We start from the raw sequence: 24867 nt of genomic DNA, 5'->3' as shown, positions 1-24867 counted from the left end.
ACTACCCCCCTAGGACGGTGCGCAGCTCCCCCGCGCCCTTGATGTTGTCTTCGTGCTGGTCGACCCTCCAGCCGCCTTCCTCGGCGACCAGGCGCAGCGCGCGGCGGTCCGTCTCGGGCGTCTTGCCGGGCCAGGTGACCGACCAGGTGGCCAGGACGCCGTACCCGGCGGGGTGCGCGCCGGCGGCGGGCACCTGGATGACGTCGCCGAGGGTGACCGGGCTGGTGTCGGCGTAGTCGGGGCCGGTGGCCTTGGCGGTGGCGGGCGGCGGGACGGTGGAGCCGTCGGCGTAGGTGGCGACGGGGCTCGGGCTGGCGGTCGGCGAAGGCGAGGCGTGCTCGACGGAGGCCGGGTTCGCGGCGTGGTCGTCAAGGCAGTGTTGTACGTCGCCGCCGCGCAGCCGGGCGGACATCAGCGGGCAGGCGGTCGGCCAGTCGCCTTTGTTGGCCGCGTCCTGGTAGCGCTTGGCCGTGGCGCGGACGTCCTCGGTCGGGTCGCCGGTCTTCTTGGCGGCGCCGGAGGAGCAGCCGGCGGCGGTGAGGACGGCGGCGGCGGCGAGCGTGGCGGCGAGGGCGCGGCGGTTCACGGGGTGGTCACCTTCTCCAGGGGGACGGCCTGGCCGTCGGGGTCGTCGGCAGGGTCGTGCTCGACGTCGTCCTCGGGGTCGACGTCGGGGCGGGGCGAGGTGTCCAACAGGTCCCGCAGTTCGAGGCTGGGGATGTCCCACTGGACGGTGGCCGCGGCGAACTTCCGGTCGCGCACGATGCTGTGGCCGTGGCGGATCTCGCCGTCCGGGAGGAGGCCGATCGAGCGGATCAGGGCCCGGGTGTGCGCGTCCTGCGGCAGGCCGAGGAGCTCGGCAAGCGCGTCCTGCTGGCTCGGGGTGGTCAACTGGAACCCCACCACCGTCGTGAGCTGCTCCACGACGCCGATCAGCTTCGCCAGGCTCTCCGGGTCCTGGGAGTCGAGCAGCAGGGCCGTCCCGAGGGCGCGGCCGACTCGGGCGATGTAGCTCAGGAAGGCACTGCCCTCCTTGGTCGAAGTGAGGACGTGCACCTCCGGCACCGCGACGATCTTCCGCAGGCCGCGCAGGTCCCGGCGGCCGGCGGTGGTGATGCCGAACGCCAGCATGCTGTGCATGAGGGCGACCGAGAGGCGCTGCGAGACGGACCAGTCCTCGCGGTCCGACTCGATGTCCGGCAGAGACAGGCCGGGCATCTGCACGACCCAGAGCCCCGGTTCGGGGCGCAGCGGCGGGACGTCGGTGGTCGGGCGGCCCATGAAGGGCGCGCCGATCGACGTCTGTGCGAGTTCGTGCAGGGCCTCACCGGCCTCGCGGGCGAGGGGGTCCTCCATCTGCCGCAGGTACTCGATCACCTTCCACGTCGCGGGGTCGCCCTCGGCGATGACCGCGTTGGTGGCGTGCTGGATCGGGGTCTCGGCGCCGCGGGCCCACAGGTGGCCGGGCAGGGCGATGCCGAGCTGAGTGGGCACCTCGGTCTGCGCTCGCTCGCTGCCCTCGCGGTCGAGGAGCTTGAACAGGTCGGCGAAGCCCGACCACCTCGGTCCGGTCTCGACCAGGTGCGCGCTCAGGCCGTAGTACCTCGCGGCGCTGACGAGTCCACCCAAGTCGCCCTTGAAGTCGAGGGCGAGGCCGAACCCGCCGCGGAACCCGGCGTCGAGGAGCGACAACATCATCGCCGTCGTCTTGCCTCGGCCGGAGCGGCCGAGGTAGGCGGTCGTCGTCGCGTCGCCCCTGCTCGAACCGGCGGTCACGTCGTTGCGGAACGGGGCCGGCGTCGATCCGGTGAGGTACCCGGCGATCGGGCCGTCGGTGTCGCCGACGGCCGCGCCGCCCCACCACCACGACCCGGCGAGCGCGGCGACGTCCCGGACGTGGCCGAGGTCGGGCACCCGCAGCCGGTCGCCCGGCTGCGCTTCGAGCCACAGCTCGCGCTGCTCCTCGGTGGCGACGTGGACCTCGATCCCGAGTCCGCCGTAAAAGGTGATCACGGCGTCGACCCGGGCGCGGAGGTCGTCGAGGCTCTCCTCGCTGGTGACGATCAGCCGCGGGTGGTCCTCGGCGAGGGTGACGTCGTCCCTCCTCATGTCGCGGGTGAGCGAGGCCATCACGTCCTCGGTCTCCTCGATCTCCCGGCCCGGGTCCTCCGCACTGTTGGCCGCGGCCGAGCGGCGCTGCTCCTTGGCCTGCTTGCGGGCGTCGTCCACCAGCTTGAGCGCCTCGCGCTTGGGGTGGACGCGGAACCGGAGGGACGCCTCGGGGCTGACGGGCACGACCGACACGTTGTCGTCGAGGTCGCCGAGGTCCGGAACGTAATTGACCTCGGCGAGCATGCGCAGCCACTCGCCCGGCCCGGGGGCTTCCATCGACTCGGGAAAGCCCGTCATGACCAGCACCGAGGACCAGGCCGCCACGCTGCCATCCGGCGCGGTCACCTGTAGGTGGTCGGGGAACGGCAGGACGCGCCCTCGGGTGAGGTTGGCGAGGGCCGCGCCGGTGACGGTGCCGCGGTGCGCCGCCGGGGCCGGGGCCCCGCGGTGCTGCTCCCGGCTGATCATCCATGCGAGCATCTCGACCGAGGCCGGCTGCGCCCGCCAGGGGGACGCCGCGAGGCGGTGTCCGAGGCGGCGCATCTGCGCGTCGAGGCGGGCGAGCTCGCGGGGGCTGAGCGCCGAGGTTCCGATGCCAAGGCTGTTCTGCACCGTGCGGCGGCCGGCGGCCTGTGCCGCGCCGGTGCGGTCGGTCAGCCGGACACCGAGGAGCAGGTGCCTCGACGGTAGCTCGATCTGGTCGAGCCGCTGGACGCGCAGTTCCGCCCACGCCCGCCAGTCGCCGGCGCTGAACATCTGCTCGGCCTCGGCGAGGTAGTCGGCGGCGTGCAGGGGCGACCACAGCACACGCAGGTGGCAGTCGAGGCCCACCAGGGTCCGCGACAGGGCGGCGATGGCCTGGTCGAGTTCGTCGTCGCGGGCGCCCTCCGACATGAGGTCGGTGTTGCTGGTGCCGAGCAGGTACCAGCCTTCGACGTGCGTCTCGGTCACGATCAGGCCGTCGGCGAGCGCGACGTACCGGGGCGGCACCGCCGAGCGGTCGCCGCCGAGGCCGAGGAACCGCCCCACCCTCTCAACGATCTTCACCATGCGTTCTGTCCCTCCCCCTTGAATGCCTTGCGGCCGTAGGCCCGCACCATTGCGTCGGGTCCGTACAGCCGGGACCGGGAGGCCAGGCGCAGCGGCGCGCCCGAGCCTTCCGGGATCTGCCCCTCGGGGCCGAGCCACCGGCTCAGCAGCGGGTCGAGGGGCGAGTCGAGCAGCAGGTCGAGCCGGCCGCCCCAGCGGGCGCGGCGGCCGAGCCATTCGCTCCGGTGGGCGGCGCGGCGGCCCCCGCAGATGATCGGCCGGTGCCCGAGGACCAGGTACCGGATGCCGATCGCCCACATCGTGATGTTCCACCGCCGCTCGATCCGCCCGGAGCGCTGGGCTCCGAAGACGGCGAGCAGGACCGGCGGCAGGAAGTAGAGCGTGAACGTGAACTTGCTCGGCAGCCCGAGCAGCAGCAGGAACGTGCCCGTCCACGCGGCCACCAGGACCAGGCCGAGGATCAGGGCGCGGCGCGGCGCGCCCTCCCCGAGGTCCATGCCGAGTAGTTCGTGCTGCCGCGTCTCCAGGTCGAAGTGACGGGTGTAGGTGTGCCCCTCGCGCGCCATCAGGCGTTTCCGCTGACCTTGGTCCAGATGTCGCCGAGGAGGGCAATCGCGGTGTCGGGGAAGTAGACGAAGCCGGCGACCACGACGCCGGCGACGATCATCGTGATCAGCTCCCCCCACTGCTGCTTCATGAAGTGCCCGACTCCGCGGGCGGCGATGAGGATGATGAAGAAGTTGCCGATGATGATCAGCAGCCACGTCTTGAGCGCGGAGCCGTCCGTCAATGCGGCGAGTTGGACGTTCACTGATCCCCCTTGGTGCAGTGCGACGTTCTGAGCAGGGTGTATGACGAGAGCTCAACTGCGGTGAGTGGTGCTCACCTTGGAGCGTGGGGGTCAGCCGGTGCCGCCGTAGACCGCGGCGACCTGCCAGGTGGCAGCCGCCGCGCTGGTGACGCGGGTGAGCCTGACGCGGTAGGTCTGTTCGACCGTGGCGGCGCCGAGCGTCCAGGAGATCCGGGCGGTGCCGGTCCTGTCGCTGCCGTCGCCGCGGTCGACCGACCAGGCCGCCACGCTGCTGAACTCGACCCCGTCCGGGAGGGGCGGGATCGCGGCTCCGGGAGCCGCTGCCGTGGCCACGGTCCCGCCGGCGTAAGCCTTGAAGAAGGCTTCGACGGCGGGGCGTGACTCGGTGGACAGGGCGCTGTCGACCTCCGCGGTGGTAAGGCGCGGGAGGCTCGGGCCCTGAGACGGGAGACCGACGAGACCGGGCTCGCCGGTGACGGCCATGCGGCCGGAGGAGGCGACCGCGACGGGCACCTCAAGGGCGACCCACTGCGGTGCCGTCGCGGGAGCCGCGGCGGCGGCGGATCGGATGAGCGCCTCGACCCGCACCCGGGCCTGCCCCTGCGCGCCCACGGTGACCGCGCCCGCTTGGACGTCGACCACCTCCTGACGGCCCTTGCCGTTCCAGCCGAGCGACGGGTCGGTGCCCGTCGGGAGCAGGGGGGCGAGGGCGGCGACACGCTGCTGCGGCGTCGTCTCGTCCCACCCGAGGTAGGCGCGCGCGAACCGGGCCGCGAGGGCCTGCGCCTCCTCGGCCGGGTAGGCGGGGGCGGACTGCGTGGGCGCGGGCGCGGCCGGCGGCGGGGCCTTCGGCGGGACGATCCACGACCTGACGCCGGTGACGGCGGCGAGGACGACGACCGCCCACAGGGTGACGCGGCCGACCCGGCGCAGGTGCAGCGCCGATGGCTTCTCGGTCTCCGGCAGCCACGGCACGGCGGCGGCCGGCGGCGGTGTCGGGGTGGCCGGCGGTGCGGCCTGGTCGGCGGCCGGTCCGGCCGCCTGCTGTGCGAGGGCGGCGCCTGCGGCCTCCCATGGATTCGCGGGCGGCTGCGCCGCTCCGGTCTGCACGGGTTGCCCCTTGCGCCCCGCCCGCTTCGTAGTTCGCTCCGGCCGTGTGCCGGGCTCTGGAATGCCTGCGATTTTGCGCGCAACCGTGCCAAAACTGGGCATACCTGTCTAACCCTCCCCCCGGGCCCGTGCGTCACAGGAGTCGCACGGGTGACCGACCATATGTCGAACGTGATCGGCCGTCAAAGAATTTCGTAAAGTTCTTCGGGCCACCCCCGCCCCCCTTGTCGATGACATGGACACAGGGTCGGCGGTTCCCGACCCGATAGAGTGCGGGCCCATACCGTCGCAACGACACGGGGGGTAATCGGATGCGGATTCATGGCAATCTGCTGCGCAAACTGCGGAAACGTCTCGGGCTGACTCAGCAGGAAGTCGCCGACGCTATCGGCTGCTCCCGGAGTTCCGTCTCCGAATGGGAGACGCGCGGAAGAGTGCCGAGAGCGGCGCGGCTAAAAGCCCTAGCCTCGCTTCTCCGGGTGAAGGTTTCCGACCTGCTCGCGCCACCCAATCCGACATCACTCAAGGAATTGCGGACCTCGGCGGGTCTACTACAGGAGAGCGTCGCCAAGAGGCTTGGAGTCAGAAACACGACGTATTGCGACGTGGAGAACGGAAGGCAGCGAATCCCCGCACGCTGGATTCCCATACTCTCCGAGCTTTTCGACATTCCGGGACCGGCATTAATCCAATTACCCGGCCCACCGAAGAAGTCCACCAAGGCGCAGCGGGGGCCGAGGCGGAACATTGGACTCGATTCCGGAGGAGCCCGAGGGAAAGCCTCCACATGAAGGGCCTCACGGAAACCCGCAACCAATCGACCCGGCCGTTTTCCCGGGGCGAAGCCGAGGGATAACCGGATCGCCACTGGAACGCCTCCGCTCCGATTCGGACCGAGTTGCGACACCTGCTCTCTTCCGCCTCTCCGCCGGATCGCCGGGGACGCACCGGCCGGATCGGACACGGAATGCCGGGACGATCGAAAGGGCCGACGGGGCCGAACGGCCTCCGAGGCGACTCCGGCAGGAAAAGAGAAAGGAGGGGCGGGCCCGGCTTCACTGCCGGTACCCGCCCCTCCTTTCGTGACTCCGCCCCTACTCCTCGCCCTCCGCGTTCTCGGGCGACTGGCGCGGGCTCTTGACTCCCTTGTCCCGCTGCCACGCCTCCCACTTGGCGAGCCAATCCCGGAGCTCGGCCTCGCTGTAGTAGGAGGACTGCCCGTCGCTGATTCCCTCGGGCGGCTCGATTCCCCGATCGACTCCCCGCTTGAAGTACGTGCGGCTCGTTGCGGCCTTCCACGGGAGAATGCCCTCGGTGTACGCCTGCGCGAGCGTGTAGGTCTCCGGCATGTCGTCCTCGACCGGGGGCTCCTCCTCGCCGGCCGCTGTCGCACCGGCTGTCGCACCGACCCCCGAACTGTTGCCTGTCGCGTGCTGTGACGTGGGAGAACCCCCTCCGACCCCCGCCCCTGCGCTCGGCGCGACAGGGGCACGCGACCCCTTGGGTCCGTGCCTGCCGCCGGGCATGAAGTCGGCCGTTGCCGCGGTCTCGTGGACCAGGTCGAGGATCTCCCCCGTGATCCACGGGGCCATTTCGCCATTGTCGAACCAGGCCGGGGCCTGCGGGCACTGCGCGAGCAGACTACCGACCTGCGGGGTGATGTAGCTGGATTGGAACTCCCGCACGTAGAGGTGTTCCCCGTCGGGGCTCTGCCGGGTGTCGGAGAATGCGCCGCGCCCGGGGGTGGAAACGTCGTAGCTGATGACCGGCGTACTCTGCCCGAAAGCGACGCCCCACGAAATGCGGTCCTGGCCGCCGAGGACGACGCGGGTTCCGATCTGCGCCCGTTCCATGGTGCCGCCGAAAAACGCATTGGCGAACTGCTGCGTTCCGATGACAACTCGGTGATCGCTGGACCGGCCTTGCAGGAGGATGATCGAGAGCCAGTCCAGGAACGGGGGAGTTCCCTTTCCCTTGATTCCGTACCGCCACCAGGTGTAGGCGAGTTTGATCAGGGTCGGGAGTTCGTCGCACACCAGCAGGCGGGGAACCAGCATCGCCCGGAGTCGGGGGTCGGCTCCCTTTTCGGCAGCGGCTTCGGCCGCCATCATGCTGGTGATGAATTCCGCGAATGCCGCGACGCACGCCCGCGTGTCCTTGTGGATTCGGACGCCCGAATAGCCGTCCGCCTCGATCAGGCTGTTGCGCTTGGTGTCGAGGATGTCCACCAGTTCGCCATGGGTGCGGGCGTGGACGACCGGGATATACAGCACGGAGGACTTACCGGCACCGGTCGGCCCGGCCACGCCCCAGTGCGGCGTAGCCGTCTTGGTCTGCACGACCACGTCGACCAAATCGTTGTCCTCGATCGCCATTCCGAGGAACACTCGGCGGGCGTCGCCGCTCGGCTTCCATCCGACGGAGGCGGGAAGCTTGGCCCTCGGCTTGGGCTTCGGCGCGAGGGTCCACTCGACATAGTGCTCGGGCCCGGTGCGGTTCCACCGGGGAATCCACTCTCCCGGCACGCGGTCCGCGACGGCCCGCTCGACGGACGATTTCGCTTCCGGCCCTCCCGGCCATTTGATGGGGATTCTCAGGACGATACGGGCCCCCTCGGCGGCCGTGTCGTCGGGCACGGAGAGCCACCGTCGATCCGGCTCCGTGTCCTCGAATCGGAGGGCCTGGCGCAGCGCGACCCACACCGCCGGTCCGTAGATTTGTCCATCTGTCCACACCGGCGAGACCCTCCACCAGCCGAGGCCGGCCCGGCTGGTGAGGGCCGCGGCGAGCACCCCGGCGGCGACGCCGAGCAGCGCGAGCCTGGTCTCCTCGGGGAAGCGCCACAGGCCCCACGCCACCGCGAGGGGTGCGAGGCGGACGATCGAGCGGGCGAAGCCCGGCCACCTCCGCCAGATCCGCAGCACCCGCCAGAGCCCGGCCAGGGAGCGCAGCAGGACCCGCACGGGAGCCGTGACGACCCGGACGGTCCGCGCGAGCCCGGAGGCCCTGCTCGGGGTCTTCTTGGCGAGGCTGACCGACCCGGCGCCCGACTTGAGGCCGAGGCGCTCGATCGGGGTCTCGCCCTGCTGGTCGTCGGGGATCGGCGGGGCCGCCCGCCACCAGGTCGCCGAGGCCGACTGCTCGCCGTTCAGGTCGCGGCCGGCGACGTACCGGCCGACGACCCGGGCCGCGCGGTCGACCCCCCTGTTGATGCTCTCGTTGAACGCCTTCTTGCCCGCCGGCGTGCTGGTCGCGTTGGCCATCAGCGCCAGGAGCGCGAGCGCGACCAGGAGCAGCCCGCTCCCGCCGGCGAGCAGTCCGCCGGGCAGGTGCTCCAGCGGTCCGGGTAGTGCAAGTGCTGTCGTTTCCACCCGTTCCCCCCTTTCACCGGTACGCCCGACGCGGGGCGCACCGTGGGGCCGATCTTCACCCACGGGACGCCTGATGCCCAGTGCCTTTCCCGGGACGGGTGCGCCCGGCCCCCTCGGGAGGGCCGGGCGCGGCGGGGGTGAGCGCGGGTCAGTCGCGTTCGGCGGGCAGGGTGGGCAGGGCGGCGAGGGCCGCCAGCCAGGGGTAGGCGTGGCGGTCGCTCGTGCGGGGCTCGTGCGGGACGAACCCGCCCTCGCCGAGGAGGACGTTCACCCCGGCGCCGCGCAGGGTGGCCACGCTGGCGTTCACCGCGGGGTGGGCGGCCTGCGCCCGGTTGAAGTGCGGCAGGGCGATGATCGGGCGGTCGAGGCCGATCGCCTCGGTGATCAGGCCGAGGGCGAGGGTGTCCGACACTCCCGCGGCCCACTTGTTCACGGTGTTGTTGGTCATCGGGGCGACCAACAGGGCGTCCGGCGAGGGGAGGAGGTCCGGCTCGCTCGGGAGCTTGTACGTGTGGCGGACCGGGTAGCCGGTGAGCTCGGCGAGGGCGTCGAGGTCGATGCCGCTGTCGGGGTCCTCGGTCGCCCACCGGTGCACGGACGGGGTGACGATCACGCAGACGTCCCACCCGAGTTCCTGCGCGCCGCGGATCGGGGTCGCCAGGTCGGCCGCCGGCGGGGCGGCGCAGGCGACCAGGTAGAGCACGCCGCGCGGCTTGACGACCCACTGCTCGGACCGGGCCGTCTGGTGAAGGTGGCGGGGCCGGTGGCCGCTGCGGCGGGTGCAGTACCGGGCCGGGTCGTGCGGGTAGGGGAGGCCGCAGATGTCGAGCGGCGGGACGTCGTCCTGTGTCGTCATGGCCTCACCCTACGAAGGGCCGGAGGTCCGCCTCGGCGCCGTCCGGACCTCGGCCCGACCGGCGGTCAGTCAGCAAGCCCGCAGCGCCCTGCCAGCGCCCGCAGGCGGCCCTCTGCCGCCCCCGCGCCGAGGAGGCGGAGGTCGTCGACCAGGGCCCGGGTCCTGGGGCGGCAGCGGACCTCCTCGGGCGCTTCCCGCTCGGCGCGCAGCAGGGCGTCGACCGCCTCCGGTCGGCGGCCCGCCTGCACGTAGGCGGCGGCCAGGTCCGCGAGGTGATGGGCCCTCCGCTCGCGCGGGAGGTCGGCGAGGGAGGAGTCGGGGATGGTGAGCGCGACGGCGACGGCCGCGCCGCCCTCGGCGAGCGCGGTGGACGCGGCGACCCTGTGGATCAGGACGTTGGTCGGCCCGAAGGCCGTCCACACGTGATTGCCGTCGTAGCCGAGCAGCGCGGCGTGCTCGGCGGCCTGGTCCAGGAGGCCGGGCACCCGCCGGGCGGCGGGGACGCTGTCGACCTGCGCCGCAGCCATGGCGGACTTGAGGTAGAGCATGCCGAGCACCGACACCCCGGCGGCACCCCGGGCGAGGAGGTCCGACTCCAGCCGGGCCGCGACGGCGAGGGCGAAGTCGACGCCCGCGGCGGCCTGGCCCTGGTGCGTCATGGCGTCGGCCAACTGCCGGGCGGCGCTGGCCATGACGACGGGGTCCTCGCTGCGCTCGGCGGCGAGCACCGCGCGGTGCCCGGCGATCAGGGCGAGGTCCGGGGCGCCGAACTTCACCGAGACGGCCTCGGTCAGGCCGTACGTCAGGGACAGCAGGCGCAGCGCGGCCCGCTGGTCGTCGCCCTCGTACCGGGCGGCGGCCCGGTTGGCCTCGACCAGGAGCTCGGGCACGACCCGGCCCAGCGAGCCGAAGCTCCCGGCCTGAAAGGCCATCCGGCCGTGCACCCAGCGCCGGCGCAGCTCGGGGATCGGGAGCGGCCCGGCGGAAGCGGCGTCGGCGGTGCCGGTGATGACGTCGTGCCGGTGGAGCGCGAGCCTGATCGCGTCGAGTTCGACGGCATCGACACAGGAGACGGTCGGCGAGTCCTCGATCAGCCACTTCATCGGGATGCGCAGGACGCGCGCGGCCCGCTCGACCACCGAAAGGCGGGGGTCCTGCTGCCGCTTCTCGGCTTCGAGATCCTGCACCCACCGGACGCTGTAGCCGCCCATGAGGGCGCCGAACTCCTCCTGCGTGAGGTTCCGGCGGCCTCGCCAGTAGGCGATGCGGCGGCCGATGCCGCGGCGGGTGGTGGTCATGGGCGGTCCCGGGCAGGAGGTCGAGGCACGCGAAGTGCGTGCCTACGGTCTGTTGTACCGCCATTACCGTGCGGCTATGGACCAGTTCGCCAACTCCGCCCAAGCCTCCGCCGCCGCCTGGTCCGGGCTTGCTGCGCCCGACGCCGAGACGTCCCTCCGCCTGCGGTACCCGACGCGCGAGCCTGCCGCCGAGCTGGTGCCGTGCGGCCGGGAGTGGGACGCGGTGGTCCTGCCGCTCGATCGCGGGCTGACCGCGCTCGACTCCCTCGGCCTGGCGCCGGGCGACGGGTATCCGGTGATCGCCGACTACACCAGGCGGGAGCTGGTCGTCCTGGTGCCGGTCGGCACCGGCCGGACGGTCGAGGGGGTGCCGGACGTACGGGTGTTGACCGAGGGCGCATGGCTGCTGGTGCCGGTCGGCGACGCCGGACACTGCGCCGCGGCCTGGCTGGGCAGCCCCGGCCCGGAGGGCCGGTTCGTCGACCCCGCCGCCCTGCGGTCGGTCCTGGTCGGCACCGAGCAGCGCCGCACGCCCGGCCGGGGCTCCGCCGCGGCGACCGCCGAGGCTCTCGCCTCCACCTGATCCCGTGCCCCGCCCCCGCCCCCCCGTCGGGAGCGGAGCGCGGCCGGCCCCCGGGCGCCCCACCGCCCGGGGGCCGCTCCATGGCGTCATGACGCCCGCTCGCCGCGCGTGAGCTGGACTCATAGGCGCAGCCCGCAGCCAAGGCACGCACAGTGCGTGCCCCCAGCAGGGCCGGACGCTCCGACCATTCCGGTATGACGCACACTCAGGCGACCCCCACCGGCCCGGCATCGGTCGGCGACGACCCGCAGCAGCAGACACCCGGCACCCTTCCGGCCGCCCGCCCCGAAGGCGAGGACGCGGTCGGGGCGGCCCGCCCCGCCCTGCTGGCGACCGTCGGGCGCGAGCTGGTGCAGACGATCGGGGCGGCGACACAGGCACTGACACGCCTCGGGGACGACGTCGACCAGGACATCGGAGTCAGCGCCCTGACCGCGATCGGGTGCGTCGGGACGACACCGGCGGAGACCGTACGGGCGGCGGCCCGCTTCCTCCGGCAGGCGTCCGCCATCGAGGTGCACGGGCTGCTGTGGGCCCGGACCCCCGACGGCATCGGAGGGTGGGAGCACCGGCTCACGATGCTGATCTCCAGCGTCGACCCCGACCTCGGCGAAACCCCGGGGGCAACGCACCACGCCGACGCCCGGCCCTCCCGGACCGTGGTGTACGTCGATGCGCTCGCCGAGCACGACGTCACGGTGACGGCCGCCGAGGGAACCGACCACGTCGGCTACACCCCGGCGGACGCGCTCGACGCTGCGGCCCTCACGCTCGACGCGGTGCCCGCCCTCGCGGTCGACGGGTTGCTGTGGGCCCAAGTGGCCGGGCGGCGGGGCCTGGCGGGGTACCGGATCACGGTGCTTCTCTCGCGGGCCTCCGGGGAGGCGCAGCGGTGACCGCTGCGGGCGATCGGCCCGAGCGCCTCCCGGTACGGCGGGCGGGGGCGCTGATGAGCGGCATGGACGGCCACCCGTGGCCGGCGCTGGTCCACGGGCGGCCCGCCGTGCTGGTCCCCCGCCGCCGGGACGCGGTCGAGAGGCTGGTCGACGCCGCCGACGGGTGGGGCGCCTACCTCGGCGGCCTCTCCACCCCGTGCGAGGAGTGGGCGGCGCAGCTCGACGGCGCCCGGCTGGTGGCGCGGCGTCCGGGCGGCGAGGTGTGGCTCGACGAGCAGCTCCTCTTGTCCGCGGAGTGGCGGCGGGGCGCGCTCGCCCACGGCGCGGTGCTGCTGGTGACCGGGGAGTTCGGCAACGCGGCGGAGGTCGTCGGGGCCGCCCTCGCCGGTTCGCTGCGGGTGCTGGCCGCCCCGCTGCGCTTCACCGGCCGACCCGTCGATTGAGGCCGGAAAGCAAGGAAGCGCCCGCCCCCGGTGTCGGGGGCGGGCGCTTCGGGTTGGCCGTCAGTCGGCCGGAGTGTCGGGGGCGGGCGCTTCGGGTTGGCCGTCAGTCGGCCGGAGTCTCGGGCTTGGCCAGACTGAGGCGCTGGCGGGACTCCAGTTCGGCGGTCGCCTGCCGGGGCAGGACGATCACGCCGTCGAGCAGCTTGCGGGCCTGCTCGTAGGCGGCCCGGCGTTCGTGCTCGTTGCCGCCGCCGTCGAGCGCCGTGGTCAGCAGTGCCCGCGCCCTGCCGACGGTGGCGCGTTCCTGCTTGGGCAGGTGCTCGACGCCGAGCTTGCGGGCGTGCCCGTCGGCGGCGGCCCATGCGAGTTTCAGCGAGGTGACGGCCTCGCGGTAGGCGGCCGGGTCGGTGCCGCGTGCGGCGTCGGCCGCCGCGTCGAGGGCGTGCAGCAGGGCGATCGTCTGCGGCACGGTGACGTCGGCGAGGGCCGGGCGGTCGAGGACGGCGAAGGGGTCCGCGACGTACAGGCCGTACTCCTCGCGCACCTGGTCGTGCTCGGCGGTGATCGCGTCCCAGCGGGCACGGTCCCGTGTGTGGCGGCGGCTCCGGTTCGAGAGCTTCCGCCACAGGGCGGCGCCGGCTGCGACGGTGACGACCGCACCACCGATGACCCACCACCAGGCGCCGAGGTGCAGCCCGGTGTCACCTGCGGGTGCGGGAGCCTGCGGGGCGGGGTCGGAGGAGGTCCCGAGGATCTCCCCGAACAGGTCCCCGACGGTCCGCCGCACCGGGGCGGACACGATCGCCACGGCGACCAGGCAGAGCCCGATGCCGACGGCCAGCCTGCCGAACTCTCTGCGCACGAAGGCGTGCACGGCGGCGATGCCACCGCCGAAAAGGCACAGCACAGAGGCCATGGAGATCAACCATTCGGTCATGTCGGAAGTCAACCACCTTGCTCTGTCGAAGCCGAACGAGAAAGAGAGGACGCCCGCCCCTGCGCGGGGCGGGCGTCGGGTCTGCCGGTGACCGGCCGGTCAGGGACCGGGGATCACGCGCACGATGCGCACGATCCCGGTACGCCCGGCGGGGCGGTGGACGCGGGCGATGACGGAGACGCTGGCCCCGTGCGCGACGATCGACATGCTGTCGTCGTCGGCGGCGAGGCGGGTGATCTGCACGCGCTCCGGGTCGAGCGGCTCGACGGGGCGGACGGTGACGGGGTCGAGGGCGAGCCGGGCGGCGATCACCCGGAGCGCCTGCCGGTGGCCGTACCCGAGGGCGGTCACCTCGGCCGCGAGCTTCTGGTCGGCGGCTTCGTCGCCGGGGGCTCCGGTACCGAGCAGCACCGCCCACCGCTCCGGGCCGGACCCCTCCCACCAGGGGGCGGTCACAGCTCGGCCGCGGCGAGGGCCGCGTCGAGGGTGATGCCCTCCTCGGTCGGCCGGCAGCGGGCGAGCGCGGCGGCGGTGGCGGGGTCGAGCAGGGCCTCGGCGTTGCGTCCCCACTTCTCCAGCACGCGCGACACGTTGAACAGGTCGGCGGCGTGAAACTCGCTGGTGAAGGCTTCGCGCATCTCGGGCGGGAGGACCGCGGAGATGCCGTTGTACGTCCTCGGGATCGGCTGGTCGTGGAACTCGATCGGCAGTGCGCTCACGTCCGCCCCCTCTTCTCTCGGTGTGGTGTCGACGCTACCGGTCGGCAGCGTCGGGTGTGGCGACTACGGACGGCGGAGGATCTGCTCGGCGAGCGCGAGCGCCCCCGCCAGTCCGGGCAGGCAGTCGGGGCACAGGCCCCACGGGGAACGCCGCTCGGGGTGTCGGCGCACCTCCGGGAGGACGATGCTCGCCTCGCCGACGGGCAACTCCCGGGCACAGCCCATGCAGTGCGGCTCGGGGTAGGCGTCCTGGTCCTTCTGGGAGCCGTCCCAGACGTCGAGGACGAAGCCGATCCCCTCGGGGATCTCCGGCCGCCTCGGCGACCGAGCGGTGAGCTCCTGCGCGGCCTGCGCGTGGGTGAGGCCGGTCTCGGCGGCGTGCCGCCGGGTGTCGATCTTGCGGGCGCGGTTCCTGGTCATCTCGTCTACTGCTCTCCGGCGGGGCCCACGCTTCCCCGCCCGCAGCAACGACGGGTCCGGGGTGGCCTGCTGCCGCGATTCGGTGAACCTCTGCACTCGCCTCGGCCCTGGCGGCGTGGTCGCGGGGGCGGCGGTGCGGGCAGGCGTGCTCTGCCGTGGACCACGGTAGGGCCCGACGCCGGCGGCGGGTGCGGGTTCCGCGAAACCGCCGCCGGGTCGTTGCTCGCGGGCCCGTCGTGGACGCCGGGCGCTACTCAGTCCTCGTTGTCGGCGGCCATGGCCTCGATCCGCGCCAGCACGTCACCGAGCTGACTGCGGGTGAGGCGGAAGTCCTCCGAGCCCTCCGGCCACTCGACCGACACCTCGATCAGGTCGTCGGGGTCGTCCCGGTCGGGGTCGAGCTGGTCGAGGAGGTCGCGGAGGTCGGCCTTGTGCAGCGTCGTGCCGTGGTCGTCGATCTCCATGCGGGTCTCGTACTCGGCGAGGAACGCCCGGACGTTGCTCTCCTGCGCCTTGGTGGCGCTCCCGAAGACCAGGGCGGACAGGTCGGCGACGCTCACCTCGACGGGGTCGAGGCCCGGTCCGATCAGCCGGGCCGCGACGGGGGAGGTCCGGTTGAAGCTCATGAAGTGCCGGACGCGGCCAGCGGGGGTGTCGGTGGCTTCGATCACGATGACGGTTCTCCTTCTCGGTGTGGCGTGCTGGTGACAAGTGCGGGTTCGCGCGGGTCGGCGCCGAGTTGCTGCTCGCGGTACCCGGCGCCGGGCGCCGGGTACCGCGGGTCAGGTCTGCGGGAGGTCGAGGGCCGCGGCGAGGATGCGGCGGCCGAGCGGCGGCGGGACGGCGTTGCCGATCTGCTGGCTGATGTCGTCGCCGGACCACGGGTAGTCAAGCGGGAAGCCCTGCAATGCGCCCGCCTCGCCGTTGGTGAACCGGCGCTCGGTGCCGTCCTCGGAGAGAACGCGGTTCCGGCTGATCTTGCCGGTGACGGTGAACGCCGGTTCGTCGTTGCTCCGCCGTCCCCTCGCCTTGGGGTCGCCGCCCGTGCCGTAGTTGGAGACGACGACGAATCGGGCGGCGGTGCCGAGGGCCTGGCCCATCGTCACCCACGGCAGGAGGTCGGGGTCGCCGGCCGCCCGGTCCTCGCCCTTGCGGTAGGCGCGGTGGGTGGGCGCGGGCAGGGCGGCCGTGCCGGTGCGGCGGGCGATCAGCACGGCCCGGCGCCGCGCCTGCGGCACGCCGTGCTGCTCGGCGGCGACCACGCCGGTGGCGACCGAGTAACCCTCGGCGGTGAGCACTTCGCCCATCGCCTCCCACACCGGGAGCGCGGCCGGGACCTGTTCGAGGATCACCGCGTCGTAGGGGCGTCCGGCGTCGAGGGCGGCCAGGGCCCAGCGCAGCGGCTCGACGACCAGGCCGGTGCGGACGTCGTGCTCCTCCAGCTCGGCGAGCAGTGCGGCGGGGTCCTCGCGGGCAGCGAGGAGCTTGATCACGTGCAGGACGTCGGCCAGGGCGCGGCGGCCCTTGCCGTTGCCCGCGATGGTGAAGGTCTGGCAGGGCGGGCCGCCGGTCAACACGTTGGCGTCGGGGAAGTCCGCCGGGCCGTACTGGCGCACGTCGCCCTCGACGGTGTCGAGGCCGGCGGCGCGGCGGGTGGCGCAGGCGTGCGGGTCCTTCTCGATCCCGGTCGAGGGGATGCCGAGGGATCGGGCGGCCCAGTCGATTCCGCCGGGACCGGCGAACAGGTCCACGATCCGGTGGTCGACGGCTCGCTCGAGTTTTTTGATCATGGTCTGTCTCCTACCGCCGTCGTGGCGGGGTCGGGTGGCGGTCGCCGCTGCCGCGGGTCAGTGCGGCGCGTCGCGGCCGGCCGTCACCTCGGCGGCCTGGTGGTCGAGTTGCCGGACGACGTCCCGCCGGCGCCTGCTGATGTGGACCAGGACGGTCGCGGCAAGGATGGCGGCAGCGGCAATCAGGGTGTAGGCGTCGAGGGCGACGCTGCCCTCGCGGACGTACCGGTCACAGTGCGCGTCGTGACGCTGCTCGCGGTCGGCGTCGAGGTCGTCGCTGTCGAGTCCGGCCCGCTCGGTGGCGATGCCCTCGACGGCGAGGCGGGCGAGGGCCAGGGCGACCGGCATCGCCGGGTGGTCGACCCCGGCCTCGCGGGCGCCCTTGGTGGTGTCGGCGTGCTGGGAGATGAGCCACGCCTCGGTGGCGGCGACGTCGTCGCGGTGCATCGCGACGGCGTACGCGGCGGTGCTGCGGGAGAGGGCGGCGAGGACGTCGCGGACGGGGTCGGCGACGTCCTCGACCTGCCGGAGCCAGCGCTCGGCCACCTCGGCGGCGTGGACCTCCCGCAGGCTCTCGGGCGCGCCGTCGAGTATGGCGGTGGCGATCTCCCGGATCAGCTCGACGGCGACCAGGTCCGGGCCGTGGCCGTCGAGGGGGGTATCGCTGCTCATTCGGTTCCGTCCTCGGTACGGGCGTGGCCGGCGGCGAGGAGCGCCTCGGCCAGCGCGGCGGCGGTGGCGTCCGGGTCGGTGCCCGGGTCGGTGGTGCGGAGGGCCTGCGCCAGGACGGCGCGGAGCTGCTCGGCGGTCGGGAGCGGCGGTTCGAGCATGCCGTCGCCGTCGAGGCGGAGCTCGCCGCGGTTGTAGGCGCCGAGGAGTTGCTCGATCACGTGACTCGGCGAGACGCGGTCGGCCTTGGCGTTGGCCTTGGTGGCTGCCCACACCGTGCCGGTCATGCTGATCGTCCGGGGGCCCTTCGCGTCGCTCGCCGGCTCCTCCGTCTCGGTCGGCGCGGTGGACGTCGCCGCCGGGTAGCGCTTGGGCGCGACCCGGGGGCTCAGTCGCGGCCGTTCGACGGGCACGCGGCAGATCGCGCGGGGCTTGCCCTCGGCGTCGGTCTCGACGGTGAACGGGTAGTCGGTGGCGGCGGTGCGGTCCCGGATGGTGTCGGCGTGCTCGCGGAGCACCTGCTCGGCGTGGGCGGTGAGCGGGACGGCGTAGGTCTCGGTGCGGCGGTCGCCCTCGGTCGTGCTCTCGACGGTGAAATCCCGCTCGCCCTGGCGGGCCCGCTGCCGGAGCCCGAGGTCGCGGAGCACCTCGGCGATGGTGTTGGTCGGGGTGGCGGCGGCCATCGGGTCGCCTCCTTTCGGCGCGTGAAAGATACGTAGCTTCCCCTAATCCTGGCAGGTGAGGCAATCGCGATTGCGGCGGCGGGCCCGGAGTCGGACCCGCCGCCGCAGGAGCGGTCAGGCGAGTTCGTCGCCGGCCGCCCGGAGCAGGCGCTCGATCGCCTCGACCGCCGCGGTGCGGGCCTCGCCGAGGGCGTCGAGGTCCGCCGCGCCCCGCATCGCGTAGACCGCCCCGGCGGCGGCGTTCGCCGTCTCGGCGAGCCGGGGCGCGAGCACCGCGAGGGTCGCGAGCGGGGCCGTGATCGCGGCCCGGGTGGAGTGGCTGGCGGTCCGCGCGGCGACGTAGTCCTCGGCCCCCTCGATCCGCCGCTCCTCCCGGACCCACATCGCGCCGCGGTGGTCGGTGAGCGCGACGACCAGATCGGTGATCGCCCGCACCCGGTCGCGGTGCCGCTCCTCCCGGCGGGCCTCGGCCCGCTGCGCCCGAGCGGCGCGCTCCTGCATGAGACCGGCGAGCAGCGCGCCGCCGAGGGTGCCCGCGACGGCGAGCAGGGCCGCGATCATGCGGTCACCAGGCCGACGGGCAGCGCGAGGAGCAGCACCAGGAGGGCGGCGATCGTGACGTCGATCGCGCGGCCGAGCAGGCGGTACTTGTCGCGGGCGATCCGGGACAGGGAGATGACGCGCCCGGCGGGGTCGAGCGTGGCGAGGTCGGCGTCGAGCTGGTCGCGGTCGCAGTGGGCCCAGCGCACCCACGTGCCGGGAGCCTCCTCGGCCCGGTCGCGGTCGCCGTTGGTCCAGTGGACCCACAGACCGGGTGCCATGCGGGGGCGGACGACCGCGAGGGTCATCGCCATCGCGGCGGCCAGGCCGACGCCGCCGAGCAGCACCATCACGTTGACGATCGGCGCGAGGTGGTGCCCGGGGACGGCGGCGACCAGGACGGCCAGGGGCAGGGTCAGGGCCGCCAGCAGGGTGCCGGCCTTGGCGTCGGTCCGGGTGATCTCGGCCGCGACGTCCTTGCGGGCCGCGGCGTACTGCTCGGCGGTGACGGCCTGCGGCCCGGGTCCGTGCTGCTGTTCCATGGGTTCCCCCTCCATGTGGTCGCCCGCTGCTGCGGGCCGGTCGGGCGGTCCGGTCGGACCGCCCGTCGGTGCGTGGTCGTGCGGTCAGCGCCGGCGCCGCACAGTGGCGGCGTCGGGGTGGAGCAGGTGCAGCAGGGCGAGCGAGCGGCCGGGCCGGTCGAGGAGGCCGGCGGCGCGAAGGCCGGCGTTCGCGTTCCACGCGACGCCCTCCAGCTCGGCCATCGCGGCCGGGTCGTCGAGGAGGCGGTCGAGCTCGGCGGGGTCGGCGACGGCCGCCCCGATCCGGCGCGCGAGCTCGGCGAAGGCGGCGACGCCCTCGCGGGTCGCGGGGTCGATTCCGGCGGGGTCGAGGTTCACTGCGGCTCTCCGGTTCGGCGTGGTCGCGGGGTCGGTCAGAGCCAGCGGAAGGCTTCGACGATCTGCCCGGCGGCGGAGTAGAGGTTCTCCGAGGCGAGCCGGTCGTCGGCGTCGTACGGGTCGGTCATCTGCCCGTCGACCTGGCCGGAGGCGGCGGTCAGGACGGCCGCGAAGGCGGCCGGGACGGCGGCCTCCTTGAGGGCCCTGACCGCGGCGTACTGGTCGCCGTCGGCGCGGATGAAGTCGCCGAGCCGGGCGAAGAGGGCCGCGGCCTCGGCGGCGAGGGCCTGCGGGTCCTCCGCGGTCGCGGCGGTGGGCAGGGCCTCGCCGGTCTCGGCGTCGCGGTCGACGACGTCGCGGTGCGCGTCGCGGTGGTGCAGCGTGACGTCGAGGCCCTCGCCGATGAGTCGGCGGGCGAGCTCGGAGGCGACGACGTGGGCACGGTGCCGGCCGCCGGAGCAGCCGACCGCGACGGTGATGGTCTTGTCGGCGGCGGAGGGGCCGGAGCCGTAGGCGTGGACGGCGTCGACCAGGGAGGTGATCAGGTCGGGGATGCCGGCGGTGCCGAGGACCGTCTCGACGATCTCGGCGTCGGCCCCGGTGAGGTCCCGGAGGTCGTCGGTCATGTGGGGGTCGCGGAAGTGCCGCTTCACCCTGGCGACGATGTCGGCGGTCGGGGCGGGGCCGTGGAGCTCGCCGAAGCTGGTGATCTCGATCATGGGTTCCCCTTCTCGGGCGTGCCGGTGTCGGCCCGCCCTGGTCGGTGGTTGCAGAGAAGACGATAGCGGAAGCTACGTAGCTTCCGCTAGTGCATGCCCGGAAACGCAGAACGGCCGGTGTCCGGATTTCCGGACACCGGCCGCACGGCGGGCGAGGCGGGTCGGGGGCGAGCGGCGGCCCGCCTACAGGCGGGCGATCAGCAGCGCGGACACCAGGAGTGCGGTCTGGTGAAGGGCCTGATCTGTCAGGTACATGCCGTTCATGCCCGCCGCCTTGAGGTCGGCAAAGCCCTTCGAGCCGATGTGCTCCAGCAGCCACCGAACCGGCCACCGGCGATCGAGGAAAGCGTGCGTGACGATCGAGACGGCCAGGCCGGCGGCGAGGCCGGGCCAGGAGATCCGAAGCGGGAGCACGGCCCAGACCAGGGCCACCATCGCGCCCATCACCAGGTGGTATTGGGTGACGTGCGCCAGGCAGGCACCCCACCCCCGCCGCGGGTTCGCCCCCTCGGCAACCTCGGCCTCGCTCGGGGCCGCCTTGTGGTCGGCCTGGTGGTCGGTCTGGCCGATCACGTGGTCGGCGAGGTTGTGCCCGACGGCGAGCACGGCCCAGACGGAGGCGAACGTCCCGAGGGTGATCGCCTTGTCGAGGAGGTCGGGGAGGGTGGAGAGGTCCATCGTGTCGCCTCCGGCGAGGTGGGAGAGCCGGACTGTCCGGCTGCGGATCTGGGGTGGTGACGCGCCCGGCGGGCGGGCGGGGTGGCTGGACTGTCAGCGCGCCAGGAGGAGGGCCTCGGCGATGATCGTCCCGTGGTCGAACGCGATGGGGCGGTCGGCAAGCTCGGCCACCGGCACCCAGTGCACGGCGGCGGCGTCGTCGCCCGCGCGGGCCTCGGTGTCGTCCGGCACCCGCACCACGTAGGCGACGGTGAGGACGCGGCCCCGCGGGTCGCGGCCCGGGTCGCCGTAGTAACCGACCTCGACCAGGTCCTCGGGCCGCACGGCGACCCCGGTCTCCTCGCCCAGCTCCCGCGCGGCGGCATCCCGGAAGGTCTCCCCGGGCTTGAGGCAGCCGCCGGGGAGAGCGTCCTCGCCGATGTGGGGCTCCCACCGCCGCTCGACCGTCAGGACGTGGTCGCCCCGCAGGCACACCACGTCGGCGGTGAGGAGCGCGAGCTCGTTCTCCTCCTCGTCGCCCTCGACCCCGGCGGGGTCCGCCGGGAGCGGCGCCTCGGGGAGTCCACGCCGGCGCTCCCACTCCCGGACGTAGCCGCCGACGATGTCGCGGACCACGGGGTCCGGGTCGTCCTGATTCGCCTCGATCACGTCGGCGAGCTCCTCGTCGGTGAGCTGCTCGGCGGGCTTCTCGGGCCACTTGCCCATGTCGGTGCCTCTCGGTCGGGGTCGGGGGTGGTGTCGGCGGGCCGCCGTCCGGCGGCCCGGTGGTGCCTTGGGCGGTGCGATCCCGCCCCGCGGGCGGGACGGCGACCGGGGTTCCGGTGCCGTCCCGCACGCGGGGCGGAGGGGCGGGAGGAGGTCAGCGGTCGCCGGTGAGCTCGGCGACCTGGCGCAGGTTCTCCTTGTGCTGCGCGATCCGCTGCTCGGCGATCCGGGCCAGCGGGCCGGCGCCCGCGGTCGAGTAGACCGAGGACCCCTCGTAGTCGTGGGGGAATCCGATCTCCCAGCCGTCCGCGTCGATGCCGGAGTCGGCGAGGATCTCGGCGAGGGCGCGCTCGTCCCCGTAGTCGAGGGCACGGCTGTGCTTGTCGTAGGCGGTGGCGATCTCGCTCCCGGCGACGTCGAACGCGCGGGCGGCGGCGAGCATCGCGGCGTGGGCCTCGACCAGGCGCAGCGTGCGGGCGTGCCATCCGGTGCTGTCGAGGGTGCTGTCGTCGGTGAGAGCCGCGTAGGCGGCCTCCGCGCTCTTGGCCGCCCGGGTCCATCCCTGCCACAGCGGGAGGGCCTTCGCCGCCAGGAGGCCGAGCTCGCGGGAGCCGCGGGCCTTCTCCCAGACGGCGGACAGCGCCTCGTACTCGCGGCGGATGATCTCGCGGTCGACGTCGGTCAGCGCGGGGTCGCGGTAGGTCTCCGGCTCCCGCGGGGCGGACTCGGCGCCGGTGAAGGGGTGGTGGAGCACCTGCACGTAGCCCTCGCCGTGGGGCTGCATGCTCACGAAGTGCGGGTGGTGGTGCCGGTCGAGGTGGTCACCCTTGGCGGAGGTCAGGGCGGAGTCGGGAACGGTCATGCGGTGGGCCTCCTCGTGTGCGTCCCGGGCCGGTGGGCGCCGGGAGCGGTGGACGGAGCGACGGGCCCCGGAGGCTGGTGCCTCACGGTGGCCACGTGAAGAGATTAGCGGAAGCTACGTAGCTTCCGCTACTCCATGTGAGGACACACCCACCCGGCGTCCGGATTTCCGGACACCAGGCAGGCCAAGGCGAAGCGGGGCGGAGGTGCCCCTACAGCGCGAGGTGATGCCCGTCCTCGGCGTCGGCGCAGGCGGCTCCGCCGTCCACGTCCCGCCACGTGCGAGTGCTCTCCTCGCCGGAGGCGTCCGCCGACCAGTCCACCGGCCGGGCGCAGTGGCGGCACCGGTGCATGAAGACCTGTCGCGACGCGGCGGAACGGGGCTGCTGCTGCACGCCGTCGCGCCGCGGACCGGACAGGCGACCGGCCAGGTCGCGCAGGGCGGTCCGGACGGGCGCGCCGGGGCCGGCCTCGGCGCGGAGCGGGCGGCGCAGACGGCGGCGGTAGGCGGAGGGCGCAGCGAGCGCGAACAGCAGGCCAACGACGAACGCGGCGAGCGGTCGGCCCGGAGCGGGGGCGCCCTGCCACGCTGCGGTGGTGGTCGCGGCGGCGACGGCGGCGAGCAGCAGGCGGGCCGCGGTGTTGCCCCGGCGGGCCGCGGCGTGGAGTACCGCAAGGACGGCGGCCAGGGCGGCGAGGAGCTCGCCGGGGGTCGCCGGTCCGGCGGCGTGGTGGGCGAGGTAGGAGTGCAGCGGCTCGACGACGGTAGCGAGGAGGTGCTCGACCGTGAGGCCGGCCGCGGTGTGCGCGAGGCCCGCGGCGAGGTCGGCGACGGAGGACAGCAGGGCGCCGAGCAGCGAGACCAGCAGCCACCCGGCACCGAAGGCGAGCACGGCGAGGAGGACCAGGAGCAGCAGCGCGGAGATCACCGCGAGTGCGACGCTTCGGGTTCCCGTGCCGCGCTTGCTCTGCCAGGCGTCGCGTCCGGCGGCGAGGACCAGGGCCAGGAGTCGGCCGGCGTGGCGGCCGGCCTGGTGCGGCGGGGTCGTGGGCGTGAGCGGGGGCGTCAACGGGGGTCTCCTTCGGCGGACGGGGCCTGTGTGGGGATGCGACCGCCCGCCGTGCGGCGGGTGCGCGCGGCGGGCGGTTCGGGTGCGGGAGGGGTCAGTCCTTCGGGACGTCCACGGCCTTGCCCGCGCGGCGGTCGGCGAGGCGGCCGTGCCAGCCGAGGTACGCCTCGCCGAGGTGCTCGGCCTGGTCCTCGGCGCGGATGGCGGAGGGCAGGACGGCGGCGGGCCGGTCGGCCGGGTCCTCGGGCTGCCACAGCTGGACCACCTCGGCGCCGGTGCCGGTGACGTAGGCCAGGCCGGACCGGATCGGCAGGCGGGGGGCGTCCTCGCCGGCGGGGCTGAGTGCGCTGATGCGCTGGGGCTCGCGGTTGGGGAGCTCGACGACCGTCCCGCCGGTGAGGGCTTGGCGGAGCATGGCCGATCGGATCGCGTCGAGCGCCGGACTGTGGCTGACGGTGCGCAGGGCGATGCCGACGCGGCGGCCGAGCATCGCGACGCGCTCGGCGATGGCGATGACTTCGTGGACCTCGCTGCTCAGGATGTCCCACCCGACGACGGTGACGGACAGCAGCGGGAGCGGGCTGTCGGGGGTCCACCGGCCGTCCTGGTCGGTGTAGGCGTCGAGGGTGCGCAGGGCGAGGACGCGGTCGAGGGTGCGCATCATGGCGGCGGCCTCCTCGATACCGGGGGCGTAGTAGCCGGTGTGCTGGTCGGCGAGGTCGCCGAGGTCGCCAACGACGTCGGCGAGCCAGGGGTCGACGTGGCCCGAGGCGGCCTCGGCGGTGATCAGGTGGCGGGTCAGGGTGCTGATGCCGGTACCGGTCGAGCCGTGGATCATGCCGTGGACGGCGCCGCGGTGCTGGGCGTGGATGCGGACGGCGGCGGTCTTACCGGTCCGGGTCTTGCCGACGGCGATGGTGCCGGCCTTCCAGTCGAGCGTGGCGGCGGCCGGGCGCTGCGGGTTGGGGCCGAGTTCGGGGGTGGTGGTCATGGCGGGTGCCTCTCGTCGGTGGCTGGTGGGGCCGTGCAGCCCCGCGCCGTGCCCGTGGCCCGCGGCTGGTTGCTGCGGGTTCGGGCGCGACGCCGGTAGCACGGCGGGGTGGCGGGTCGGTCAGTAGCGGTTGCGCTGGCGCCCGATCGAGGTCGACGTCGAGTTCCCGGCACTGACGGTGACGTTGACGTTGTTGGTGATCGAGGGGGCGGCCTGCTGCTGGTCCCGGCCGCCGCGGGCGAACAGGGCCAGGAGCAGGCCGACGCCGCCGAGGGCGGCGGCGGCCCACAGCATCTCGGCGAGGGCGTGCAGGCCGGGGGCGGCCTGCGCCAGGCCGAAGCCGACGCCGGCGGTTCCGGCGCCGAGGGCGACGCTGCCGACGGCCATCCGCAGCAGCCACGGCGGAACGGCCTGGTGCAGGGCGGCGGCGGCCGGGGCGGGCTGCGGGTACGGGTGGGCGGGCACGACGTGCTGCGCCTGGCCGAACGGGCCGGGGACCGGGCCGGGGGCGGTGAGGTAGGCCGGGGTGGTGGAGCCGTCGGGGCCGACGATCGTGACGACCGAGACGACCTGCGGCACCGGGGCGGGGAACGGCTGGGGCTGGTAGATCACGCCCGGCTGCTGCTGGGCGTCGGGGTACGGCTGCGGGTGCATGG

Annotated in this window: 30 protein-coding genes; 4 read left to right on the top strand and 26 right to left on the bottom strand. The window is 73.9% G+C overall.

Going from position 1 to position 24867, the window contains the following annotated elements; translation table 11 throughout:
- Position 1 precedes the first annotated feature (1 nt).
- From ABZW10_RS33145 to ABZW10_RS33125, 5 genes are all read right to left on the bottom strand, one after another.
- Positions 2–586: a hypothetical protein gene (locus ABZW10_RS33145; RefSeq protein ID WP_355373522.1), complete on the bottom strand. Its 585-nt coding sequence runs from the start codon at positions 584–586 to the stop codon at positions 2–4.
- Entirely contained in the window at positions 583–3162 is a 2580-nt protein-coding gene (locus ABZW10_RS33140) for an ATP-binding protein (RefSeq protein ID WP_355373520.1), read from the bottom strand. The genes ABZW10_RS33145 and ABZW10_RS33140 overlap by 4 nt, the downstream gene beginning before the upstream one ends.
- Complete coding sequence (locus ABZW10_RS33135) at positions 3156–3728, bottom strand: hypothetical protein (protein WP_355373517.1); 573 nt, start codon at positions 3726–3728, stop codon at positions 3156–3158. The genes ABZW10_RS33140 and ABZW10_RS33135 overlap by 7 nt, the downstream gene beginning before the upstream one ends.
- Entirely contained in the window at positions 3728–3973 is a 246-nt protein-coding gene (locus ABZW10_RS33130) for a TcpD family membrane protein (RefSeq protein ID WP_355373515.1), read from the bottom strand. The genes ABZW10_RS33135 and ABZW10_RS33130 overlap by 1 nt, the downstream gene beginning before the upstream one ends.
- Before the next feature lie 90 nt (positions 3974–4063).
- Positions 4064–5083, bottom strand: coding sequence for a conjugal transfer protein (locus ABZW10_RS33125; RefSeq protein ID WP_355373512.1), 1020 nt, complete (start codon positions 5081–5083; stop codon positions 4064–4066).
- A gap of 311 nt (positions 5084–5394) precedes the next feature.
- Between ABZW10_RS33125 and ABZW10_RS33120 the strand changes: the two genes are divergently transcribed.
- Positions 5395–5874, top strand: coding sequence for a helix-turn-helix domain-containing protein (locus ABZW10_RS33120; protein WP_355373510.1), 480 nt, complete (start codon positions 5395–5397; stop codon positions 5872–5874).
- 303 nt (positions 5875–6177) lie between these two features.
- Here ABZW10_RS33120 and ABZW10_RS33115 read toward each other — a convergent pair whose 3' ends face one another.
- The 3 genes from ABZW10_RS33115 to ABZW10_RS33105 form a co-directional block, all read right to left on the bottom strand.
- Positions 6178–8454 (bottom strand): type IV secretory system conjugative DNA transfer family protein, encoded by a 2277-nt coding sequence (locus ABZW10_RS33115; protein WP_355373508.1) that lies wholly within the window; start codon positions 8452–8454, stop codon positions 6178–6180.
- A gap of 148 nt (positions 8455–8602) precedes the next feature.
- A complete protein-coding gene (locus tag ABZW10_RS33110) occupies positions 8603–9310 on the bottom strand; it encodes a flavoprotein (protein WP_355373506.1) in 708 nt (235 codons plus the stop codon).
- A 65-nt stretch (positions 9311–9375) separates the two neighbouring features.
- A complete protein-coding gene (locus ABZW10_RS33105) occupies positions 9376–10608 on the bottom strand; it encodes a helix-turn-helix transcriptional regulator (RefSeq protein ID WP_355373503.1) in 1233 nt (410 codons plus the stop codon).
- 76 nt (positions 10609–10684) lie between these two features.
- Here ABZW10_RS33105 and ABZW10_RS33100 point away from each other — a divergent pair, with 76 nt between their 5' ends.
- From ABZW10_RS33100 to ABZW10_RS33090, 3 genes are all read left to right on the top strand, one after another.
- Positions 10685–11191, top strand: a complete 507-nt coding sequence (locus tag ABZW10_RS33100; RefSeq protein WP_355373500.1) for a hypothetical protein — start codon at positions 10685–10687, stop codon at positions 11189–11191.
- Positions 11192–11385: 194 nt separating this feature from the next.
- Entirely contained in the window at positions 11386–12087 is a 702-nt protein-coding gene (locus ABZW10_RS33095) for a hypothetical protein (RefSeq protein WP_355373498.1), read from the top strand.
- A complete protein-coding gene (locus tag ABZW10_RS33090; RefSeq protein WP_355373495.1) occupies positions 12084–12530 on the top strand; it encodes a hypothetical protein in 447 nt (148 codons plus the stop codon). Before ABZW10_RS33095 ends, ABZW10_RS33090 begins: the two co-directional genes overlap by 4 nt.
- Before the next feature lie 103 nt (positions 12531–12633).
- Here the strand turns inward: ABZW10_RS33090 and ABZW10_RS33085 are convergent, their stop codons facing one another.
- From ABZW10_RS33085 to ABZW10_RS33000, 18 genes are all read right to left on the bottom strand, one after another.
- Positions 12634–13446 carry a hypothetical protein gene (locus tag ABZW10_RS33085; RefSeq protein WP_355373493.1) on the bottom strand — a complete coding sequence of 271 codons (813 nt, stop codon included), beginning with the start codon at positions 13444–13446 and terminating at the stop codon, positions 12634–12636.
- Positions 13447–13566: 120 nt separating this feature from the next.
- Positions 13567–13923, bottom strand: a complete 357-nt coding sequence (locus ABZW10_RS33080; protein WP_355373490.1) for a hypothetical protein — start codon at positions 13921–13923, stop codon at positions 13567–13569.
- Positions 13920–14186 carry a hypothetical protein gene (locus ABZW10_RS33075; RefSeq protein WP_355373488.1) on the bottom strand — a complete coding sequence of 89 codons (267 nt, stop codon included), beginning with the start codon at positions 14184–14186 and terminating at the stop codon, positions 13920–13922. The genes ABZW10_RS33080 and ABZW10_RS33075 overlap by 4 nt, the downstream gene beginning before the upstream one ends.
- 63 nt (positions 14187–14249) lie before the next feature.
- On the bottom strand, positions 14250–14606 hold the full coding sequence (locus tag ABZW10_RS33070) for a hypothetical protein (RefSeq protein ID WP_355373485.1): 357 nt from the start codon (positions 14604–14606) through the stop codon (positions 14250–14252).
- A gap of 254 nt (positions 14607–14860) precedes the next feature.
- Positions 14861–15277 (bottom strand): hypothetical protein, encoded by a 417-nt coding sequence (locus ABZW10_RS33065; protein WP_355373483.1) that lies wholly within the window; start codon positions 15275–15277, stop codon positions 14861–14863.
- Positions 15278–15388: 111 nt separating this feature from the next.
- Positions 15389–16396, bottom strand: a complete 1008-nt coding sequence (locus ABZW10_RS33060) for a DNA cytosine methyltransferase (RefSeq protein WP_355373480.1) — start codon at positions 16394–16396, stop codon at positions 15389–15391.
- 57 nt (positions 16397–16453) lie between these two features.
- Positions 16454–17068: a hypothetical protein gene (locus ABZW10_RS33055; protein WP_355373477.1), complete on the bottom strand. Its 615-nt coding sequence runs from the start codon at positions 17066–17068 to the stop codon at positions 16454–16456.
- Entirely contained in the window at positions 17065–17748 is a 684-nt protein-coding gene (locus ABZW10_RS33050; protein ID WP_355373474.1) for a hypothetical protein, read from the bottom strand. Before ABZW10_RS33050 ends, ABZW10_RS33055 begins: the two co-directional genes overlap by 4 nt.
- Before the next feature lie 114 nt (positions 17749–17862).
- A complete protein-coding gene (locus tag ABZW10_RS33045) occupies positions 17863–18309 on the bottom strand; it encodes a protein kilB (protein WP_355373471.1) in 447 nt (148 codons plus the stop codon).
- Entirely contained in the window at positions 18306–18830 is a 525-nt protein-coding gene (locus ABZW10_RS33040) for a Pycsar system effector family protein (protein ID WP_355373468.1), read from the bottom strand. Before ABZW10_RS33040 ends, ABZW10_RS33045 begins: the two co-directional genes overlap by 4 nt.
- An 84-nt stretch (positions 18831–18914) precedes the next feature.
- On the bottom strand, positions 18915–19187 hold the full coding sequence (locus tag ABZW10_RS33035; protein ID WP_355373465.1) for a hypothetical protein: 273 nt from the start codon (positions 19185–19187) through the stop codon (positions 18915–18917).
- A gap of 35 nt (positions 19188–19222) precedes the next feature.
- Positions 19223–19960, bottom strand: coding sequence for an RNase adapter RapZ (locus ABZW10_RS33030; RefSeq protein WP_355373541.1), 738 nt, complete (start codon positions 19958–19960; stop codon positions 19223–19225).
- Between the two features lie 129 nt (positions 19961–20089).
- Positions 20090–20584: a DUF3307 domain-containing protein gene (locus tag ABZW10_RS33025; protein ID WP_355373462.1), complete on the bottom strand. Its 495-nt coding sequence runs from the start codon at positions 20582–20584 to the stop codon at positions 20090–20092.
- A gap of 93 nt (positions 20585–20677) precedes the next feature.
- Positions 20678–21289, bottom strand: a complete 612-nt coding sequence (locus ABZW10_RS33020) for an NUDIX hydrolase (RefSeq protein WP_355373459.1) — start codon at positions 21287–21289, stop codon at positions 20678–20680.
- Positions 21290–21443: 154 nt separating this feature from the next.
- A complete protein-coding gene (locus tag ABZW10_RS33015) occupies positions 21444–22151 on the bottom strand; it encodes a hypothetical protein (protein ID WP_355373456.1) in 708 nt (235 codons plus the stop codon).
- Positions 22152–22362: 211 nt separating this feature from the next.
- On the bottom strand, positions 22363–23220 hold the full coding sequence (locus tag ABZW10_RS33010; protein ID WP_355373453.1) for a hypothetical protein: 858 nt from the start codon (positions 23218–23220) through the stop codon (positions 22363–22365).
- A 94-nt stretch (positions 23221–23314) separates the two neighbouring features.
- Positions 23315–24211 carry a hypothetical protein gene (locus ABZW10_RS33005; RefSeq protein ID WP_355373450.1) on the bottom strand — a complete coding sequence of 299 codons (897 nt, stop codon included), beginning with the start codon at positions 24209–24211 and terminating at the stop codon, positions 23315–23317.
- 120 nt (positions 24212–24331) lie between these two features.
- Complete coding sequence (locus ABZW10_RS33000; protein WP_355373447.1) at positions 24332–24865, bottom strand: hypothetical protein; 534 nt, start codon at positions 24863–24865, stop codon at positions 24332–24334.
- Positions 24866–24867 lie beyond the last annotated feature (2 nt).

The organism is Kitasatospora sp. NPDC004723, assembly GCF_040609255.1.
Classification (GTDB): domain Bacteria; phylum Actinomycetota; class Actinomycetes; order Streptomycetales; family Streptomycetaceae; genus Kitasatospora.
The sequence above is the reverse complement of the archived record's forward strand: the minus strand, read 5'-3'. Positions and strand labels throughout refer to the sequence as shown.

Coding starts and splice junctions, on each gene's coding strand:
- ABZW10_RS33140 (WP_355373520.1), bottom strand. CDS start 3,162: ATGGTGAAGATCGTTGAGAGGGTGGGGCGGTTCCTCGGCCTCGGCGGC.
- ABZW10_RS33135 (WP_355373517.1), bottom strand. CDS start 3,728: ATGGCGCGCGAGGGGCACACCTACACCCGTCACTTCGACCTGGAGACG.
- ABZW10_RS33120 (WP_355373510.1), top strand. CDS start 5,395: ATGCGGATTCATGGCAATCTGCTGCGCAAACTGCGGAAACGTCTCGGG.
- ABZW10_RS33110 (WP_355373506.1), bottom strand. CDS start 9,310: ATGACGACACAGGACGACGTCCCGCCGCTCGACATCTGCGGCCTCCCC.
- ABZW10_RS33105 (WP_355373503.1), bottom strand. CDS start 10,608: ATGACCACCACCCGCCGCGGCATCGGCCGCCGCATCGCCTACTGGCGA.
- ABZW10_RS33100 (WP_355373500.1), top strand. CDS start 10,685: ATGGACCAGTTCGCCAACTCCGCCCAAGCCTCCGCCGCCGCCTGGTCC.
- ABZW10_RS33095 (WP_355373498.1), top strand. CDS start 11,386: ATGACGCACACTCAGGCGACCCCCACCGGCCCGGCATCGGTCGGCGAC.
- ABZW10_RS33085 (WP_355373493.1), bottom strand. CDS start 13,446: ATGGCCTCTGTGCTGTGCCTTTTCGGCGGTGGCATCGCCGCCGTGCAC.
- ABZW10_RS33070 (WP_355373485.1), bottom strand. CDS start 14,606: ATGACCAGGAACCGCGCCCGCAAGATCGACACCCGGCGGCACGCCGCC.
- ABZW10_RS33060 (WP_355373480.1), bottom strand. CDS start 16,396: ATGATCAAAAAACTCGAGCGAGCCGTCGACCACCGGATCGTGGACCTG.
- ABZW10_RS33055 (WP_355373477.1), bottom strand. CDS start 17,068: ATGAGCAGCGATACCCCCCTCGACGGCCACGGCCCGGACCTGGTCGCC.
- ABZW10_RS33050 (WP_355373474.1), bottom strand. CDS start 17,748: ATGGCCGCCGCCACCCCGACCAACACCATCGCCGAGGTGCTCCGCGAC.
- ABZW10_RS33045 (WP_355373471.1), bottom strand. CDS start 18,309: ATGATCGCGGCCCTGCTCGCCGTCGCGGGCACCCTCGGCGGCGCGCTG.
- ABZW10_RS33040 (WP_355373468.1), bottom strand. CDS start 18,830: ATGGAACAGCAGCACGGACCCGGGCCGCAGGCCGTCACCGCCGAGCAG.
- ABZW10_RS33025 (WP_355373462.1), bottom strand. CDS start 20,584: ATGGACCTCTCCACCCTCCCCGACCTCCTCGACAAGGCGATCACCCTC.
- ABZW10_RS33020 (WP_355373459.1), bottom strand. CDS start 21,289: ATGGGCAAGTGGCCCGAGAAGCCCGCCGAGCAGCTCACCGACGAGGAG.
- ABZW10_RS33015 (WP_355373456.1), bottom strand. CDS start 22,151: ATGACCGTTCCCGACTCCGCCCTGACCTCCGCCAAGGGTGACCACCTC.
- ABZW10_RS33005 (WP_355373450.1), bottom strand. CDS start 24,211: ATGACCACCACCCCCGAACTCGGCCCCAACCCGCAGCGCCCGGCCGCC.
- ABZW10_RS33000 (WP_355373447.1), bottom strand. CDS start 24,865: ATGCACCCGCAGCCGTACCCCGACGCCCAGCAGCAGCCGGGCGTGATC.